19 protein-coding genes are annotated in these 16,100 nt (G+C 71.5%); 10 read left to right on the forward strand and 9 right to left on the reverse strand.

Features of this window, described 5'->3' with window-relative positions; all coding sequences use genetic code 11:
- Nucleotides 1-15: 15 nt before the first annotated feature.
- Nucleotides 16-1,323, forward strand: coding sequence for a cryptochrome/photolyase family protein (locus tag AC0VYD_RS02320; RefSeq protein ID WP_475478358.1), 1,308 nt, complete (start codon nt 16-18; stop codon nt 1,321-1,323).
- A gap of 48 nt (nt 1,324-1,371) precedes the next feature.
- On the opposite strand, the gene AC0VYD_RS02325 is transcribed toward AC0VYD_RS02320, so the two are convergent.
- The 3 genes from AC0VYD_RS02325 to AC0VYD_RS02335 all read right to left on the reverse strand — a co-directional run bounded on the left by AC0VYD_RS02325 (nt 1,372) and on the right by AC0VYD_RS02335 (nt 2,626).
- Nucleotides 1,372-1,536 carry a hypothetical protein gene (locus AC0VYD_RS02325; protein ID WP_191275266.1) on the reverse strand — a complete coding sequence of 55 codons (165 nt, stop codon included), beginning with the start codon at nt 1,534-1,536 and terminating at the stop codon, nt 1,372-1,374.
- A 4-nt stretch (nt 1,537-1,540) separates the two neighbouring features.
- Entirely contained in the window at nt 1,541-1,978 is a 438-nt protein-coding gene (locus tag AC0VYD_RS02330; protein ID WP_475478359.1) for a hypothetical protein, read from the reverse strand.
- Nucleotides 1,979-2,101: 123 nt separating this feature from the next.
- The gene (locus AC0VYD_RS02335; protein WP_475478360.1) at nt 2,102-2,626 is read right to left on the reverse strand and encodes an O-acetyl-ADP-ribose deacetylase; all 525 of its coding nucleotides are present in this window, start codon (nt 2,624-2,626) and stop codon (nt 2,102-2,104) included.
- Between the two features lie 643 nt (nt 2,627-3,269).
- On the opposite strand from AC0VYD_RS02335, the gene AC0VYD_RS02340 reads away from it, so the two are divergent.
- The 4 genes from AC0VYD_RS02340 to AC0VYD_RS02355 all read left to right on the forward strand — a co-directional run bounded on the left by AC0VYD_RS02340 (nt 3,270) and on the right by AC0VYD_RS02355 (nt 5,968).
- Nucleotides 3,270-3,818, forward strand: coding sequence for a DUF4352 domain-containing protein (locus AC0VYD_RS02340; RefSeq protein ID WP_475478361.1), 549 nt, complete (start codon nt 3,270-3,272; stop codon nt 3,816-3,818).
- Nucleotides 3,819-4,224: 406 nt separating this feature from the next.
- On the forward strand, nt 4,225-4,587 hold the full coding sequence (locus AC0VYD_RS02345) for a BlaI/MecI/CopY family transcriptional regulator (protein ID WP_475478362.1): 363 nt from the start codon (nt 4,225-4,227) through the stop codon (nt 4,585-4,587).
- A 5-nt stretch (nt 4,588-4,592) separates the two neighbouring features.
- Nucleotides 4,593-5,537: a M56 family metallopeptidase gene (locus AC0VYD_RS02350; protein WP_475478363.1), complete on the forward strand. Its 945-nt coding sequence runs from the start codon at nt 4,593-4,595 to the stop codon at nt 5,535-5,537.
- 131 nt (nt 5,538-5,668) lie between these two features.
- On the forward strand, nt 5,669-5,968 hold the full coding sequence (locus AC0VYD_RS02355; RefSeq protein ID WP_191275256.1) for a DUF2516 family protein: 300 nt from the start codon (nt 5,669-5,671) through the stop codon (nt 5,966-5,968).
- A gap of 99 nt (nt 5,969-6,067) precedes the next feature.
- Here the strand turns inward: AC0VYD_RS02355 and AC0VYD_RS02360 are convergent, their stop codons facing one another.
- From AC0VYD_RS02360 to AC0VYD_RS02370, 3 genes are all read right to left on the reverse strand, one after another.
- Nucleotides 6,068-6,262 carry a DUF397 domain-containing protein gene (locus tag AC0VYD_RS02360; RefSeq protein WP_475478364.1) on the reverse strand — a complete coding sequence of 65 codons (195 nt, stop codon included), beginning with the start codon at nt 6,260-6,262 and terminating at the stop codon, nt 6,068-6,070.
- A gap of 269 nt (nt 6,263-6,531) precedes the next feature.
- On the reverse strand, nt 6,532-6,720 hold the full coding sequence (locus tag AC0VYD_RS02365) for a DUF397 domain-containing protein (protein WP_475478365.1): 189 nt from the start codon (nt 6,718-6,720) through the stop codon (nt 6,532-6,534).
- Between the two features lie 9 nt (nt 6,721-6,729).
- Nucleotides 6,730-7,572, reverse strand: coding sequence for a helix-turn-helix domain-containing protein (locus AC0VYD_RS02370; RefSeq protein WP_475478366.1), 843 nt, complete (start codon nt 7,570-7,572; stop codon nt 6,730-6,732).
- Nucleotides 7,573-7,774: 202 nt separating this feature from the next.
- On the opposite strand from AC0VYD_RS02370, the gene AC0VYD_RS02375 reads away from it, so the two are divergent.
- Genes AC0VYD_RS02375 through AC0VYD_RS02385 form a run of 3 tightly spaced genes read left to right on the forward strand, consistent with a single transcriptional unit; the run spans nt 7,775 to nt 8,561 of the window.
- Nucleotides 7,775-7,993: a hypothetical protein gene (locus AC0VYD_RS02375; RefSeq protein WP_475478367.1), complete on the forward strand. Its 219-nt coding sequence runs from the start codon at nt 7,775-7,777 to the stop codon at nt 7,991-7,993.
- Nucleotides 7,993-8,328, forward strand: coding sequence for a hypothetical protein (locus tag AC0VYD_RS02380; RefSeq protein ID WP_475478368.1), 336 nt, complete (start codon nt 7,993-7,995; stop codon nt 8,326-8,328). Before AC0VYD_RS02375 ends, AC0VYD_RS02380 begins: the two co-directional genes overlap by 1 nt.
- The gene (locus AC0VYD_RS02385; RefSeq protein ID WP_475478369.1) at nt 8,328-8,561 is read left to right on the forward strand and encodes a hypothetical protein; all 234 of its coding nucleotides are present in this window, start codon (nt 8,328-8,330) and stop codon (nt 8,559-8,561) included. The genes AC0VYD_RS02380 and AC0VYD_RS02385 overlap by 1 nt, the downstream gene beginning before the upstream one ends.
- 515 nt (nt 8,562-9,076) lie before the next feature.
- Here the strand turns inward: AC0VYD_RS02385 and AC0VYD_RS02390 are convergent.
- The 3 genes from AC0VYD_RS02390 to AC0VYD_RS02400 all read right to left on the reverse strand — a co-directional run bounded on the left by AC0VYD_RS02390 (nt 9,077) and on the right by AC0VYD_RS02400 (nt 13,601).
- Nucleotides 9,077-11,476, reverse strand: a complete 2,400-nt coding sequence (locus AC0VYD_RS02390) for a hypothetical protein (RefSeq protein ID WP_475478370.1) — start codon at nt 11,474-11,476, stop codon at nt 9,077-9,079.
- Between the two features lie 92 nt (nt 11,477-11,568).
- Nucleotides 11,569-12,501 carry a neutral zinc metallopeptidase gene (locus tag AC0VYD_RS02395; RefSeq protein ID WP_475480159.1) on the reverse strand — a complete coding sequence of 311 codons (933 nt, stop codon included), beginning with the start codon at nt 12,499-12,501 and terminating at the stop codon, nt 11,569-11,571.
- Between the two features lie 140 nt (nt 12,502-12,641).
- The gene (locus tag AC0VYD_RS02400) at nt 12,642-13,601 is read right to left on the reverse strand and encodes a neutral zinc metallopeptidase (protein ID WP_475478371.1); all 960 of its coding nucleotides are present in this window, start codon (nt 13,599-13,601) and stop codon (nt 12,642-12,644) included.
- 159 nt (nt 13,602-13,760) lie between these two features.
- Here AC0VYD_RS02400 and AC0VYD_RS02405 point away from each other — a divergent pair, with 159 nt between their 5' ends.
- Both AC0VYD_RS02405 and dtd read left to right on the forward strand, forming a co-directional pair.
- Nucleotides 13,761-15,611: a DUF2207 domain-containing protein gene (locus AC0VYD_RS02405; RefSeq protein WP_475478372.1), complete on the forward strand. Its 1,851-nt coding sequence runs from the start codon at nt 13,761-13,763 to the stop codon at nt 15,609-15,611.
- Between the two features lie 62 nt (nt 15,612-15,673).
- The gene (gene dtd, locus AC0VYD_RS02410) at nt 15,674-16,099 is read left to right on the forward strand and encodes a D-aminoacyl-tRNA deacylase (protein ID WP_475478373.1); all 426 of its coding nucleotides are present in this window, start codon (nt 15,674-15,676) and stop codon (nt 16,097-16,099) included.
- The last annotated feature ends 1 nt before the right edge of the window (nt 16,100 follow it).

Below are 16,100 nucleotides of genomic sequence, written 5' to 3' on the forward strand. Positions count from 1 at the left end.
AGTGAAGGAGTCCTGTTGGGTGTCCCCGACATCGTCCTGTTCACCCAGGACCTGCGCCTGCACGACCACCCGGCGCTCACCGCGGCGCTGCACGGCTCCGGGACGGTCGTGCCGCTCTTCGTCCTCGAACCCCCGCTCCTGCGCCGCGCCGCCCGCAACCGCATCGCCTGTCTCGGTGAGGCCCTCGCCGACCTGCGCTCCGGTCTGCGCGGGATCGGCGGCGACCTGGTCCTGCGCCGGGGCGACACGGCGGCCGAGGTCCTCGCCCTGGCCCGGGAGACCGGGGCCCGCACCGTCCACCTGAGCGCTGGCGTGAGCGCCTTCGCGCGGCGGCGGCTGTCCCGCCTGAGCGCCACCGGGTTGGAGGTGCGCACCCATCCCGGACTGACCGTCGTCCCCCCCGGTGCCCTCACCCCGGCCAGGGGCGACCACTACAAGGTGTTCACGCCCTACTGGCGCGCCTGGGAGGCCGCGCAGCGCCGTGAGCTCCTGCCCGCGCCCGAACGCCTCCGGCTGCCGGAGGGGGTCGCGCCGGGCGAGCTGCCGGACCTGGCGGACGGGGCGGACGGGGCGGGCGCCCTCGCCCCGGACCGCGTCCGCGGTGGCGAGGCCCCGGCGCGGGAACGCCTGCGGACCTGGATCGGGGGCGGTCTCGCCGACTACGGGGACCGGCACGACGACCTTCCGGGCGCCGCCACCTCGCACCTGTCGGCCGACCTGCGGTTCGGCTGCCTGTCACCGCTGGAGGCGGCCCTGCGCGCCCGGGACCTGCCCGGCGGCCCGGAGTACGTCCGCCAACTGGCCTGGCGCGACTTCCACCACCAGGTCACGGCCGTCTTCCCCCAGATCAACACCCGGGACTACCGGCCCCGCCAGCGCGAGTGGCGCCGGGACGCCGACGCCCTCGCCGCCTGGAAGGAGGGGCGCACCGGGGTGCCGGTCGTGGACGCGGGCATGCGGCAGCTGCTCCGGGAGGGGTTCATGCACAACCGCACCCGGATGATCACCGCCGCCTTCCTCACCAGGACGCTGCGCGTGCACTGGCGGGAGGGGGCCGCGCACTTCGACGCGCACCTCACCGACGGGGACGTCGCCAACGAGTACGGGAACTGGCAGTGGGTGGCCGGGACCGGTAACGACACCCGCCCCAACCGCCCGTTCAACCCCTCGCGCCAGGCCCGCCGCTTCGACCCCGAGGGCGTGTACGTGCGGCGCTACGTGCCCGAGCTCGCGGACCTGCCCGGGGTCCGCGCCCACACCCCGTGGCTGGAGGGGGGCGGGGTCGGCGGCTACCCGGCACCGATCGCCGACCCCGGCCGCTGAACGGGGACCGCGGGCGGCCGTGCGCCTCGGCTCCGGGGAAGGAGCCGGTCAGCGGTTGTAGTGACCGCAGTTGGGACAGGTGCGCACCCCGGCGTTGAGGTACTCGCCGCACCTCTCGCACAGACCGACGATGGGTTTGTCGTGCTTGGGGGACATGGCCGGCGCCGACAGGGGCAGCCGGGGGAGTCGTGGGTGCTGGGGGGCGGGCTTCAAGGTCTCAACCTTCCGTCTCGGCGAGCCCGTCGATGATGTCGTCCAGGACCAGGGCGCGGTCCGCGGCCGACATCAGGCGCAGTTCCCGGAGTGCGGGGACGGTGTCCACCCCGTCGCCCTCGCCGCCCGTCACCGTGCACACGCGCATGCAGTGCTGGGTGGGGGGCTGCCAGAAGTCCCGTTCGTCGATGGGGGCGATGCGGTAGACCGTCGCCGGGTACTGGGAGGGCCGGCTGTGGGAGTGCCACTGTTGGACACGGGACAGGACGAAACCCGTGATCAGGGAGTCGAAGACGCCGCCTGACGACAGGTCGGACAGGGCGTCCTCGTCGCCCTCGGCCCGGCAGGCGTCGCACCCGGCGAGTTCGGCGCGCAGCAGCCAGCGGGCGCGCGCGTGACTCACCTCGGGGTTCTTGAGCTTGCTCGGATGCCGGTGTCCCATGCAACGGAGGGTACGACGGACCCGGACGGCGCGCGGGAACCGGGTCGCCCGCCCGCGTCCGGGGCCGCGGTCCCCGCCGGACGCGGGCGAGGCGCGTGCCCGCACGGAGCACGCGCGGCTTGTTCAGGCGGCGTCGAACGCCCGGCGGAACGCGGCCAGCGCGGTCTCGCTGAACAGCACCAGCTCCACCCTGGGCACCGTGACCTCGGCGTTGTGCAGGGCGTCGACGGCGATCCGTGCCGCGTCGTCCAGCGGCCAGCGGTACACGCCGGTGGAGATCGCGGGGAAGGCCACCGACTCCGCGCCCAGCCCGTACGCGACCCGCAGAGATTCGGTGAAGCAGGAGGCCAGCACGGCGGAACGGTCCTCAAAGGTGCTGTACACGGGGCCGACGGTGTGGACCACCCAGCGGGCGGGCAGGTTCCCGGCGGTCGTCGCCACCGCCTGACCCGCGGGGAGGCCGCCGCCGTAGTGGGAGGCCCGCAGTTTCCGGCACTCCGCCAGAACGGCCCCGCCGCCCTTGCGGTGGATGGCCCCGTCCACCCCGCCGCCGCCCAGCAGGGAACTGTTGGCGGCGTTGACGACCGCGTCCACGTGCTGTTCGGTGATGTCCCCCCGGGACAGGTTGATTCGCGTCCGGTCGGCCATGCTCTCTCCCTCGAACGGTGTGACACCGCCCCTGTCCGGGACGGGGCGCAGGTCACCCCGGGGCGGCGGTGCCCGTCATGGGGCCGCCGGGCGGACCTGGCCGCGGGGCATCGAAACCCTTCCCCGCGGATGATCCGTACTTAACCCGGGGGTGCCACAGCAAGTAGTGGAACCCACGGTAAACCAATCGGAATGCCGTGTGCTGCGAGGGATTACAGGCTTCTGAACTGTAGGAATGTGATTCCGTCAGAATGCCTTGTGCGGCTCGTGGTTTCATCAGAAAGGCTCATTCGGGTTCTGACCACTCCGAATCGGTGGCGGCCGAAAGGGAACTCGGCTACGCTCGCCGTTCAGCCGCCCCCGCTCATCGTGCGGCACCGATCCGAAGCTCTTTCGGGTTCTCTCTTCGCGGCGCCCGCTCCGCTGCCCCCCATCCGCGTACAGACCGGAGCACCCCATGTCCTATCCCCCGTCCGGTCCCCAGCAGCCCCCTTACGGGGGGCCGCCTCCGTCCGGTCCCCAGCAGCCCCCTTACGGGGGGCCGCCCCCGTCTGGTCCCCAGCAGCCCCCTTATGGAGGGCAGCCCCCCTACGGGCCGCCTCCGCCGCCGCCTCACGGACCGCCCCCGCCCCCGAAGCAGGGCATGTCCACCGGCGGGAAGGTCGGACTCGGCTGCGGCGGATGCCTCGTCATCATCCTGCTCCTCGCACTCCTCGGCGGCTGCATGTCGCTGCTGTCCAGCGACACCTCCGAGGAATCCGCACCTGCCACCAGTTCGACGTCAGAGGAGCAGGAGCAGGAGCAGGAGGAGGAGACCGCAGCCGAGGAAGAGCCGGAGGAGGAGCCCGCCGAGGAGTCCGCGGTCACGATGACCGCCACGAACGCGGGCACCGTCGGCGACACGATCGACGACACCGTCTACACCGCGATCGACATCGAGGTCGTCAACGACTCCGACGAGCCGATCGACGTCAACCCGATCAACTTCACCGCGGTCCTCGCCGACGGCACGGTCGTGAGTGACTGGGCCAACACGATCTTCGCCGACATCGACACCATCGACGCCGTCACCCTCCAGCCGGGGCAACGCGCCTCCGGGCAGATCGCCGTCGTCGGCGAGGTCGACGTGGCCACCGTCGAGATGGGCGACATCCTCGGTCTGGGCGACCCGATCGTCGCCGAAGTCCAGTAACACCCCGCAACGAGAACGCCCCCGGGCGGTGCCGCCAACACCGGTCCGGGGGCTTGGTCCTCACCCTGACCCGGCCAGGGGCGGACCCGGTGAGCGCCGGGCCACGCCCCCCAGGGCGCCCCGGAGCCTGCTCCCGCCGTCGGCCTCGGCATCGCCGCCGGACTCATTACGGCCGCGGTGGGGGCTGATCGTGATGGCGCCTGCCCACGACCGCTCTCTCCCTCGAACGGTGTGACACCACCCCCACCCGGGGCGGGGGTTCAGGTCACCCCGGGGCGGCGGTACCCCTCGCGGGGGTCGCGGTGCGGACCTGACCGCGGGGCCTTGAAACCCTTCCCCGCGGGTGATCCGTACTTAACCCGGGGGTGCCACAGCAAGTAGTACTACCCATCGTAGACTTAGGTATATGAATCGGCTTGGCGAACTTGAACGCGCGGTGATGGATGTACTGTGGGCACGCAACGAACCAATGACGGTTCGCGAGGTCGGCAAAGCACTCGCCGAGCGGGATCTGGCCCACACGACCGTCATGACGGTGCTCGACCGGCTGGCCAAGAAGAAGGTCGTCGACCGGGCACGTGAGGGTCGTGCGTGGCGGTACCGTCCGGCAGCCAGCCGTGAGAACTACGTGTCGGAGCTGATGTTCGACGCGCTCGGTCAGACGGTGGACCGTGACGCGGCCCTGGCCGCCTTCGTCCAGTCCATGGACGGCCAGGAGGCTGAAGCGCTCCGGCGCGCACTCTCGGAAACCGAGCAGCCAAGGAACTAGTCCGTATGGTCAGTGCCGCCCTCCTCACCCTCGTCGCGGTGAGCTGTCTCGTCGCCATGGAGGCTCTCCATCGGGCGAAGTGGCCCTCCCGCGGTCCCTACACGGCTGTCATCGCCTGGCAGGCCCTGGGGCTGGCCTGGGGTGTGTCCACCATCGGCGCGCTGCTGGCCTACGGCCTGTCCTCCTACGAACTCGGTGCCGCGGGCGGTCTGATGGCCGCCGCGACCGACCTGTTCACCGGTGAGCTCCTCCTGGCCGAGTTCTCCCAGGGGGTCGAGGGAGTCAGCCACCTGGCGGCCGTGGCCCTGGCGGTCATCCTGACTCTGGTGCTCTTCTCCGGGCTCGTCGCCTCCTTCGTCCAGGTGGTCCGGGTGCGCAGGCGCCACCACGACCTCCTCGAACTGGTGGCCAGCGAGCATCCCGACGTGCCCGGCGCGAGGGTGGTCGACCACCCCGCTGCCGCCGCCTACTGCCTGCCCGGTGTGCTGCGTTCCCAGGTGGTGATCAGCGCCGGTGCGCTGGAGGTGCTCGACACCCGCGAGCTCGCCGCCGTCCTGGCGCACGAGCACGCCCACCTGCGCCAGCGCCACGACCTGGTGCTACTGCCGTTCTCCTCGCTCAAGCGGGCCTTCCCGCGGGTGCGGCTGGTGCGGACCTACTACGAGAGCGTCGCGCTGCTCATCGAGATGTGCGCGGACGACCAGGCGCGGCGCAGGAGTTCCTCCCGTGAGCTCGCGATGGCGCTGCTGCGCTTCGGGGCTGCGGGTGCAGCGCCGGTCCCGGTGGGGGCGATGGCCGCCGCGCAGGCCGCCGAGCCCGCCGTGATGCAGCGCGTCAACCGCCTCCTGCGCCCCGACGACGAACTCCCGTACCACGCGGGCGCGGTGATCATGGGGGCGTCGGCCTTTCTGCTGGCCGCCGTCACCTGTCTCTGGCACATCCCGATCTGATTCCCGCCGGTCGGTGCATGGCCGGTCGCTGTGATCCCTGACTCCACCGGGCACGATTTTCGGCCGCTGTCCGTTTACCGTGGAGAGCGGGCGGAACCCCGTTCGGACGCGTGTGGCGACTGGAGTGAGTCTTGTTCTTCTGGATCTGGCAGCTGATCTACCTCGTGACCTTCGTGGCCAGCCTCTACGCGTTCATCGAGGCGCTGCGCACCTCGGAGCAGGCCTTCGTGGTGATGGACAAGCAGACCAAGAAGCTGTGGGTCATCCTCACCGGTGTCGCGACGGGTGTCTCGCTGCTCGCGGTGCTGACCGGTACCGGCATGTTCGTCATCCTGGGTCTGGTCGCGACCCTCATCTTCCTGCTGGACGTGCGCCCCGCCGTCAAGGGTGTGGGCGGTAACCAGAACAACGGCCCGTACGGTCCCTACTAGGGGCGGTCTTCCGGCTTCTGGGGCCAGGTGGGGCCACACCCGCCCGGCCCTTCGGGGTGAGGCGCTTGGCCTCGGTCCGCGGCCTGTTTTGTCTGGTGGTTACGTGTTCGTGCGCACGGTTCCCAGAAGCGCCCGCCATTCGGCGGCTCCGAACGCGAGGTGGCCGGACTCCCGGTTCTGGGTGTCGCGCACAGCAGTGCCGGTAGGCATCTCGGCGACCTCTACGCAGTTCTGCGTGGTGGACCCGCTGTAGCTGCTCTTGCGGAAGTTCAGGGCGGGGGAGGTTTCTGGCATCGGTGCCTCTTCAGTTCTGGAAGGTGCTCAGCTCGTCCTCCCGAGGATGCCACCCTCAACCCCTGTCTCAGCGGAGTTTCCCAGAACTGCGCCGACAGCCGCTGGTGACGGTCGGTGTCTTCCGCTCATGCACGGCAGGGTCCGTCTTGCTGGAGCTGTTCTGAGAGCTGCACCTGCTTCCGGACAAGACGCCTGAACGGTAGAGTGCTCGCGGAACGAGTACACGTAGGCCCCCAGGTTTTCGCCTGGGGGCCTACGTTCTGCCAGGGTCAGCCCCGCGTCCGAACGCCCTCGACGAACGCACGCCACTCCGGCGATTTGAACGCCAGATGCCCGTGCTCGCGGTTCTTCGTGTCACGGACAGCGGACAACCCCGGCGCGTCGGCGACTTCCACACAGTTCTGCTGCTGCGTGTAGGACGACGTGCGCCAGGATGCCTCAGTAGGGAACGAGTACATCGGCTCTTCCTATCGGGTGATCATCTTCTTCAGGTACGGAATGGTCCGCTCTTCATCCAGTGCCGACGTGCGGATGTGGTCCCAGAGCTTTCGGTACTGAGTGACCTCAGCTTCGCGCTCCAGGTATAGCCCGTCCGTGTAGGTCTCCAGGTACACGATGGGCCGAGCAGGTTCGACAAAGTCCATGATCACGAACGGCCCCGCGAGCCCAGCATGCACCCCTGCATCGGTGGGCAGCACCTGGATGGTGACGTGGCTCGATGAATCGGCGAGGGCGATCAGGTGCTCGATCTGCTCACGCATCACCTCAGGCGCGCCCGCGAGCCGTTGGAGGGCATGCTCTTCGATGACCGCCCACAGTTGCGTCGGACTCTCCCCAACGAGGATCTGCTGCCTCCTGATCCTCGCGTCGACAGCGCGCTGGATGTCCTCGGGATCACGCCAGAGTCGAGCCCGCTGCATGATTCTGGCCAGGCCCGGTGTCTGGAGCAGTCCCGGCACGCCGAACGCTTCGTAGTTCGCGATGCTCGTGGCCTCGGCCTCCAGCTCGACGTAGGAGCCAGTGAGGATGTCGTCGTACCGGGTCCACCATCCGCGCTGCTGAGCATGCCGGACCAGTGTCAGCACGGCCTCGTACTGCGGGTCCGCAGGATCAATGCCGTACTCCTGGAGCAGCGCCTTGATCTCTACGACGCTCGGCTTCTTGCGCTCTCCGGTCTCGATGTGGCCGAGCTTGGCCCGGGACCACTCGACTCGCTTGGCGACATCCTCCAGGGAGAGTCCAGCGTCCTTACGCATCCTCCGGAGGATCGCAGAGAGCTGACGCCTTCGGATCGTAGGGCTGGCTGCCACCGTGGCCTTCCTGACGCGTGCGCGCTGTTTCTTCGTGGTGCTGATGGTAACTCCCGGAACGAGAAAACGGACATTTAGCAATCTATGGATTGCATTCTATTGGGTAGCACTTGAATCCTAGATTTCTAGGGTTCAGTATGGGGTTGTACTCGTTCCCCTGTGCCGCCCCGTTCCAGGCGGTACTTGAACCCAGGAGTTCGCCGTGCAGCGATACCTGAACCTGTCCGAGTTGGCGCATGTGCGCTGGCTGGCCATCGAAACCATGCGCCGTCGCCCTCGCCGCCCCCGCCGGGCCTCCCGGGTCCGCGCCTTCGCCCCGCTCCCTCGGATCCCCGCCCCGCGCCGCCCGCTGGACGCCGTCCCCCTGGACGTGCTCCGTGCGGTCCTGGCCGGGCTGCACCGCCTGGGGGTGGCTCTCTGATGCTGGACGCTCGAACCCACGACCTGCTGGTCGCCGCTGAGGAAGCCCTCCGCCTTCCCCCGCCGTCCCGCCCCTGGTGGAGTGGGGTGGGGAACCAGCGCACCCGAACCCTCCACCGCCGCCTCCCCCTCGTCACCGAGGCGCTGCGGGTAGCCCACGAGCAGGACGACATCGAACTCGCCACGGACATGATCGACCGGGCCGTCGCGGACCACCCCGCCCACACCACCGGTCAGGCTGTGCGCTCCTGGATTCGCCACCAGCTCAGGGTCGAGGGCAACCCCCGCGACCAGCACGACCTGCTGATCTGGCTCCGTTATCGGGGGTGGGTGTGATGACCACGCTCCCGGTTCCCGAACGGGTGCTGTGCGACCTGCTGTACCGGCACTGGGTGCTGACCGTCGAGGGCAAGTCCCCACGCACCGAGTTCGTCGCCTACCGGCCCATCGGCTGGTCCGGGCCTGGTGACCCGCACGAGCGGATCAGCGCTCCGACTCGTCTGGAGTTGCTGCGCCTACTCACCTACCGACACCTGGCCACGCACACGACCCAACCCCGAGCTGACTGACCGCTGAGCCGGGGCTGCGTAGCTCCCGCGCGTTCGGTGTTTGTGGCTGGCACCGAACGCGCGGGCTCACTCGTCATCCCGTCAGAACCATCCCCGCAGGTGCGGGGAGCACGGCCAAGCTTGAGGCATACCGCCCTGAGAAGAAGGGGCCACCCCCGCACATGCGGGGAGCACTGGCTTGGCACGGGACAGCCGCCCCAACCATCAGGACCATCTCCGCGTGCGCGGGGAGCACTCGGTCACCTGCTGCACAGGCGATCGACTGTCGGGACCATCCCCGCGTGCGCGGGGAGCACTGGAGTCCGGTCCGGAGAAGGCCACCAAGTGGCGGACCATCCCCGCGTGCGCGGGGAGCACCCTTCTTGACCTGCGGCTTCACCCGGCCCGAGTGGCGATTTCCTTCACTTCTCCGGAAACGGACATAAGCGGCGCGGCGAATGGCCCCCACCCGCTTCCACCGAACTCGCACACAGGCCCCCTCCACCCCTTTCGCACCTCGGACACCCGCCCGGAACTCAACCGTTCCCCGCCCCGGGCGGCGTGGGCATCACCTCGCACAGCGCCTGCGCGTAGGCCGGATCACTCGTGTAGTACGAGTGCCCCAAGATCTCCGGGCGCCGCGCCTCCCCGGGCGGCGCGTCGTAACAGCGCGGGTCGGGCAGCGGCTCCGCCTGCTCCACCACCGCCTCCCCGCGACCCTCCGGACCCATACGTCGCACCGGGCCCGCGATCGCGTCCGTCACCCGCCACAGGTTCCGCCAGGCCGACACCCTCTCCGTCAGGTCACTGAACGACGCCGGACCGAAGTACGCCGGGAAGTACCTCGCGTACAACCGGTCCAACGGCGACCCGTGGGTCACCAGCGAGATCCGGCCCCGGCAGTCCCTCGGCAACTGCCACACCGTCGCCGCCGCCAGCACCGACCCCTGCGAGTGGCCGGACAACACCACGGCGGCGCCCTCCCTGGCCATCCACGCCACCCGGGCCGCCAACTGGGGCACCGCGCGCTCCGCGTAGGACGGCGGCGCCAGGGGATGCGCCACCCGGGGCCAGAAGGTCCCCACGTCCCAGACCGCGCCCACGGCCTGCCTGGTCGGCCGGTCCCGGTAGGCACTCCGCCCGATCCAGACCAGCGCCACCAGACACGCCCCGCCCAGGATCGAGCCCACACCCACCAGCAGGTCCAACGCGTCCTGGGCGACCCCCCGGAACTCCCCGGCCACCACCGTCGGAGCGTCCACCGGAGCGGCGACCAGGTTCCCGGTGAGCGCCGAGTACAGCGCCAACCCCACCAGCGGCACCACCGGCAACAGCAGCGCCCCCAGCACCTTGGGCAGCACCTCGGTCATCTGCCCGGCCGCCCTGGCCCGGGCGATCTCCCAGGTCCGCCGGTCCCGCACGCTCCGCGAGTACAACGAGGTCACCTCGGGCAGCTCCGCCCGCACCGCACCGCGCAGCCGCAGCGCCAGCACCGCCACCACGCCCAGCACGATCACCGCCTCGAAGGCGAACGCCAACTGCAGCCACGAGTACGCCATCGGCGGCGACAGCGCCAGACAGTCCGTCTCCGGTGCGCTCACCGAACCGCAGCCGCTCAGCCACAACGCCCCCTGGTACACCAGGGCCGCCGAGAACCCGCCGCCCAGCAGCGCCCCCAGCGCCGCCGTCGACGGCCCCGCCAGCCCCCGCATCGCGGTCCGCGGGTGCGGCCTGTCCACCGAGAACAGCACCAGCGCCGCCACCAGCAGCACCAGCACCAGCGCGCCCTGCACCGCGAAGAGCGAGTTCAGCATGGTGCCGCTGCCCGGCAGCCGCCCCGACGCCTCCCACCCGGGCCGCGGCCACACCGTGTACACCGCCACCACCGCCACCAGGACGAGCACGGCGTCCCGCAGGATCCGGCAGAACCGGTCCGCCCGGGCGTTCCACCGCGGATCGGCGCCGGGCACCAGCACACTCGCGGTGCTCGTCGCCGCCACCGCCCCCAACAGGACCGCCAGCACCAACCCGAACCACCACGCCCCGGGGTCGGTCAGCGCGTCCCCGCCCCGCGCGGACAGGTCGTACCGCAGCGGCGGGACCAGCAGCAGCGCCGCGACCGTGCCGACCGCGACCGCGATGTGCGCCGACCGCAGCCGCGCCATGATCTCGCTGTTGCGCCAGAAGTCCGGATGGCTGAGCGGGGCGTCCTCGGTGTGCTCGGGCGGCACCGGACCGGTCACCACCTCGTAGTCGGCGGCGGTCCGTCTGGACAGCCGCCACAGCACCGCGACCACCGCCGCGGGCAGCACCGCCCCGACCACCAGCCCCCAGCCGGGCGCGGACAGCGGGGAGGAGGCCGACGCCAGGAACGCCAACCAGGGGCGCGCTCGGACGCACTCCTGCCCCTGCCCGGCGCACTGCCAGCCCACCAGGTCCATCCCGACCCCGGCCGCGGCCAGGGTGATCAGCACCGTCAGGGACAGCGCCAGCAGGCGGACCCCGGCCCCGTAGGCGGTGCTGGCGGCCCTGCGGACCCCGGTCTGGTCCCGGTCCATCCGTCCGGGCCGCATCCAGTACGCCACGTTGACCATCATGAACGGCAGCAGCAGGAGCCAGAACGCCCGCGAGGAGCTGCCGGAGGTCAGGTTGCCCCAGGCGAAGATCTCCCGCCGCACCCCGGGGACGGTCTCGGTGTCCCGCTCGCGGCGCCAGCGGAAGAAACCCGCGAGCCGGTCGCCGCCCACGCGCATGGCGGGCTCCACGTCCAGCAGTTCCTCGGCCTGGCCGCCGCTGACCCCGTGCACGCGCAGTTCCACCCGGTCGGGGCCGGGTACGGCTGGGGGCGCCGCGGCGGGTTCGGCGCAGGGGGTCCGGGGGTCGGGGGTTCGGCTGACCGGCTCGTGCGAGCCGGGGAGTTCGGGGGAATCCGGCATGTCAGCATCCTGCCACGCAAAGTGGTGACGGGGCACTGGTCATCGTGAGGTTGTGGACGAACCCGGGGCGGGGCCCGTCCGGGGAGGGCGCGTTAGCCGACCAGGTCCTCGTCGTCCACGTCCCAGGTGTTGCAGGCCCCCGGGGACTGCTCGTCCCAGCCGGTCCGCGTCCACCGCACACTGTTGTCCGAGGAGCCGTGCGTGCGCTCCTCCTCCGGCCCGTCCTCGCGGTCCGCGGTGGCCGAGGCGTCGTCCAGCAGCGCGGACAGGTCCTGCGAGCCCAACGGGTAGCTCACCCGAACCGACCCCAGGAACGCACCCGCCAGGCAGTTCGCCTGGAGTTCGCTGCGGCGCGTCCACGAGTTGCGGCCCGCGTCGTCCTCCTCCAGCTGGCGCTGCTCGTGGTAGTACTCCAGCAGCCCCGACTCGCCCTGCACGTGGTGGGCGTACTCGTGGGCCAGCAGCGACGCGTAGACGACGCTCTCCTCCGAGCCGTTCCACTTGTCCACCACGTCCGAGGTGCCGATGTAGACGGCGCCGCTCGCGCTGCAGTAGAACGCCCCCGCGGCCGAGGGGTAGGCGCGGCACGGACTCACCCCCGGCTCGTCCCAGAACACCCGGTCCGGCGGGGAGAACGGGATGCCGGCCCGCTCGAACTGGGTCTGCCACACGTCGTCCAGGCAGTCGGCGACCCGGTGCAGGAACCCGCCCATGGACTCGGCGCTCTCCACGTCCAACTCGGGGGCCGGGCACGGCAGCGGACTCAGTCTCCCGGTGTCGTACAGCGGGTTCGAGACCAGGGCGGTGCGTCCGACGGGCCTGTCGGGCACGGTGGTGCCGGGCAGTCCCCGCTGGCCGCTGGGCGTGTCCTCGACAAGGGCGCCCCGGCCGGGCTTGTCGTCCCCCTCGGCGCCCGCCCGCCCGGCCACCGTGTCCGTGGCGGGGCCGCTGTCGTCGACGGTGGTCCAGGAGAGCAGCGACAGCGCCAGCAGGGCCACGAGGAGGCCGCACACCGCACCGAACACCCGCCGGTTGGTCCGGTGGGCCCTGCGGGAGTGGGCGAGGCGGGCGGGGACGTCCGGATCCCCGGGGCCGACCCCGTCGAATCCGGTCCGGTCGAACCCGGAGCCCCCGAAACCGGGGCCGCCGCGGCCCAGGCCACCGCTCACCGCACCAGCTCCTCGTGGGCTTCCCAGGTGTTGCAGGACGCCGGGTCCACACGGTCCAGGCCGTGCGCGGTCCACAGACGACCGTTCTCCACCGACCCGTGCGTGCTCGTGCCCGCCCGGTCGGAGCGCCGCCCGACGTCGTCGAGGATATTCGCCCGCTCGGACGCTCCGTAACCGAGTGACTCCTCGGAGGCGCCGACGAACACCCCGCCCAGGCAGTTGGCCTGGAGTTCCTTGCGCCGGGTCAGCTCCTGTGCGGTCTCCTCGTCGGAGCCGGCCCGCAGGGTGCGGAACTCGGCCAGTATCCGCGACTGCCCCTGCACGTGGTGGCCGTACTCGTGGCTGAGCAGGAACGTGTACGCCTCGGGGGCGTCGTTGCCGGCCGACGCCGCCACGATGTCCTCCACCCCCAGGTAGAGGCCCTGGTTGGCCTGGCAGTAGAAGGCCGCGGTGCCCTCGCTGGGGAAGGGACCGCACGGGCTGTGCCCCTCCGCGTGCCAGTACACGCGGTTGGGCGAGGAGAACGGGATGCCCGCCTCCTCGAAGTACTCCCCCCAGGCCTGGTCCAGGCAGTCGGCGATGGCGTGCACGAACGCCTCCATCGACTCCGGGTCCCCGGTGTCCATGGCCGGCGGGGTACAGGTCACCTCACCCAGCTCGCCGGGTACGTACAGCGGGTTCCGCCCGAGCGGGTCGTCCACCGACACCCGCTCCGCCTCGGAGGGGGCCTGGTCCCCGCCCCCGGCCAGCAGCTGGCCCGGGTCCGGGCCGAGCGGGTTCCCCCAGGCGGGCTGGGCCGACGGCAGCAGCGCCGAGAACGCCAGGAACCCGGTGAGCCCGACCGCGGCCAGGCCCGTGCCCAGGGACAGGGAGGCGCCCACCCCCATCCGCTGGAGGAAGCCGGGGCGCTCCGCCCACGGGTCCGCGACCGGACCGGGCCGCCGGGCCCTCACCACGGAACCGGGCCCGCGCGCAGGGGGAGGCGCGGTGCGCCCGGGGAGCTGTCGGGTACGCCCGGGGGACAGGCGGGCGCCTTCGTGGAACACCGGTACGCGACGCCGCTGTGGGCGCCCTGTGGGCACGGTCCGTGTACGGACCGGATAGGCTCTCGCGACATGTGGTGGGTCGGCTCCTGGCGCCAGGCCGTCGTGTTGGCGACGGCCCTACTCGTGTTCTCCTCGCTGGTCCCGGTGGTCGCCGTGGCGTGGCCGGGAGGAGAGGCGCACGCGGCGACGGCGGCCGCACCGGAGACCACAGTACCGGGGCGCGAACCGGCGGTCACAGCCCACCGTTCCACCACAGACCGGACCATCACCAACGACATCCGCCTCGAACTGGACCAGTCGGGCGTGCTGCGCGGCGAGGAGTCCATCCGTTTCGACGGTCCGGCCCCCGAGGAGTTCACCCGGGCCCTCACCGCCACCATGCTCTATGACACCGACCACGACCGCAGGTTCGAGATCGGCGGGATCTCGGCGGTCGACTCCGACGGGGCCGCCCTCCAGGTCGAGACCGAGGAGACCGACGGCGCCCTGCTCGTGCACATCCCCACGGAGGGCACCCGCGGGGTGGAGCTCGGCTACCGGGTCGAGGGCACCGTCAGCGAGGTCGCCCAGGGAGTCCAACTGGAGTGGCGGGCCGTGGGCGCCTACAGCCACACCGTTCAGTCCACGGACGTCACCGTCACCGCGCCCATGCCGCCCGAGGCCCTGTCCTGCCTCGCCGGGGAGCCCCGCAGCGCCATGTACTGCACCGCCTCCGACATGGGCGGGGACGCGGTCGTCGCACACTTCCTCCAGGCCGACATGACCCCCAGCGACCGGCTGGACATCGTCGTCAACTACCCGCCCGGGACCGCCGAGGGCGAACCCATCCTCACCCGCCGCTGGTCGCTGGCCTCGGCCTTCCAGGTCACCCCGGCCACCGGGAGCGCGTTCGGGCTCCTGCTGCTGGTCCTGGTGGGCGGCCTGGTGGCGCTCATCCGCGTCCGCGGCCGCGACGAACGCGCGCTGCGCAGGGAGGCCGCGCGGGGCGACCACGCCCCGGTGGCCTCCGGCGAGCACGGGCGCGTGCGCTTCGCCCCGCCCGACGGCGTCCACCCCGGCCAGATCGGGACCCTCGTGAACGAGACGGTCGACATCACCGACCTGACCGGCGCTGTCCTGGACCTGGCCGTGCGCGGGTACATCCGGCTGGAGGAACTCCCGCAGGAACACTTCACCTCGGTGGACTGGCGGCTGGTCCGCCTCGACGGGCCGCCCGGCAGGAGCCTGCTCTCGCACGAGTGGCTGCTGCTGGACGCCCTCTTCGGCGACCAGCGCACGGTACGCCTGTCCGAGGTGGGCTCCCTCGGCCGGTCCGTGGACTTCCCGGAACGGATCGACCGGGCCCGCGAGGAGCTGTACCGGGACATGGTGCGGCTCAAGTGGTTCTCCCGCCCGCCCGACCGGGTCCGGGGCGTGTGGACGCTCACCGGGATGCTGCTCACCACCGCGGGGGTGGTGCTGACCGGGTTCCTCGCCATGTTCACCAGCGCGGCCTTCTCCGGGCTGGCCGTGATCATCGCGGGCGCCGCGGTCACCGCGGGCGCCCAGTACATGCCCGCCAAGACCAGGCTCGGCAGCTCCGTCTACGCGCACACCGTGGGATTCCGCGAGTACCTGCTCAGCCCCCGGTCCCGGAACGCCCCGCCCGGGCAGCGCGTGGAACTGTACTCGCGCTACCTTCCCTACGCGGTGATCTTCGACGACGTCGACCGCTGGGCCAACATCCTCGCCGCCGCCGCGATCGCCGACCTCAGCCCCGAGGAGCTCACCGGGGACGGCCTGGCCTGGTACACGGGCCCGAGCGAGTGGCGGATCGAGGACTTCGCGGACTCCATCCACACCTTCGTGGTGACCCTGACCGGCGTCATCGCGAGCACGCGCCGCGCACGGCTGCTCAACCAGCTCCAACGGACGAGGTAGGCGGCGCACGGGGCCGGTACGGCCGGCGGCGGGCACAGGAACGAACAACAGAGGGGGAACCCATGCGCGCGGTCGTGCAGCGGGTGTCGCACGCTTCGGTGACGGTGGACGGCGAGGTGGTCGGAGAGATCACCCGGCCCGGCCTGATGGCCCTGGTGGGCGTCACCCACACCGACACCGGGGAGGAGGCCCGCAAGGTCGCCCGGAAGCTGTGGACGCTGCGGATCCTGGCGGACGAGAAGTCCTGCTCCGACGTCGGCGCCCCGCTCCTGGTGGTCAGCCAGTTCACCCTCTACGGCGACGCGCGCAAGGGCCGCCGCCCCACCTGGCAGGCGGCCGCCCCCGGACCGGTCGCCGAACCCCTGGTGGACGCGGTCGTCAGGGAGCTGCGCGACCAGGGCGCGGAGGTGGCCACGGGGGTGTTCGGCGCGCAGATGTCCGTGGGCCTGACCAACGAGGGGCCGTTCACGGTCATCGTCGAGGCCTGAC

This window comes from Nocardiopsis sp. iso_40 (assembly GCF_056173285.1).

Bases quoted from the DNA above. Each gene is read 5' to 3' on its own strand.
- AC0VYD_RS02360 (WP_475478364.1), bottom strand. From the start codon at position 6,262: ATGCCAGAAACCTCCCCCGCCCTGAACTTCCGCAAGAGCAGCTACAGC.
- AC0VYD_RS02330 (WP_475478359.1), bottom strand. From the start codon at position 1,978: ATGGGACACCGGCATCCGAGCAAGCTCAAGAACCCCGAGGTGAGTCAC.
- AC0VYD_RS02345 (WP_475478362.1), top strand. From the start codon at position 4,225: ATGAATCGGCTTGGCGAACTTGAACGCGCGGTGATGGATGTACTGTGG.
- AC0VYD_RS02385 (WP_475478369.1), top strand. From the start codon at position 8,328: ATGACCACGCTCCCGGTTCCCGAACGGGTGCTGTGCGACCTGCTGTAC.
- AC0VYD_RS02390 (WP_475478370.1), bottom strand. From the start codon at position 11,476: ATGCCGGATTCCCCCGAACTCCCCGGCTCGCACGAGCCGGTCAGCCGA.
- AC0VYD_RS02405 (WP_475478372.1), top strand. From the start codon at position 13,761: ATGTGGTGGGTCGGCTCCTGGCGCCAGGCCGTCGTGTTGGCGACGGCC.
- AC0VYD_RS02365 (WP_475478365.1), bottom strand. From the start codon at position 6,720: ATGTACTCGTTCCCTACTGAGGCATCCTGGCGCACGTCGTCCTACACG.
- dtd (WP_475478373.1), top strand. From the start codon at position 15,674: ATGCGCGCGGTCGTGCAGCGGGTGTCGCACGCTTCGGTGACGGTGGAC.
- AC0VYD_RS02380 (WP_475478368.1), top strand. From the start codon at position 7,993: ATGCTGGACGCTCGAACCCACGACCTGCTGGTCGCCGCTGAGGAAGCC.
- AC0VYD_RS02350 (WP_475478363.1), top strand. From the start codon at position 4,593: ATGGTCAGTGCCGCCCTCCTCACCCTCGTCGCGGTGAGCTGTCTCGTC.
- AC0VYD_RS02340 (WP_475478361.1), top strand. From the start codon at position 3,270: ATGTCCACCGGCGGGAAGGTCGGACTCGGCTGCGGCGGATGCCTCGTC.
- AC0VYD_RS02335 (WP_475478360.1), bottom strand. From the start codon at position 2,626: ATGGCCGACCGGACGCGAATCAACCTGTCCCGGGGGGACATCACCGAA.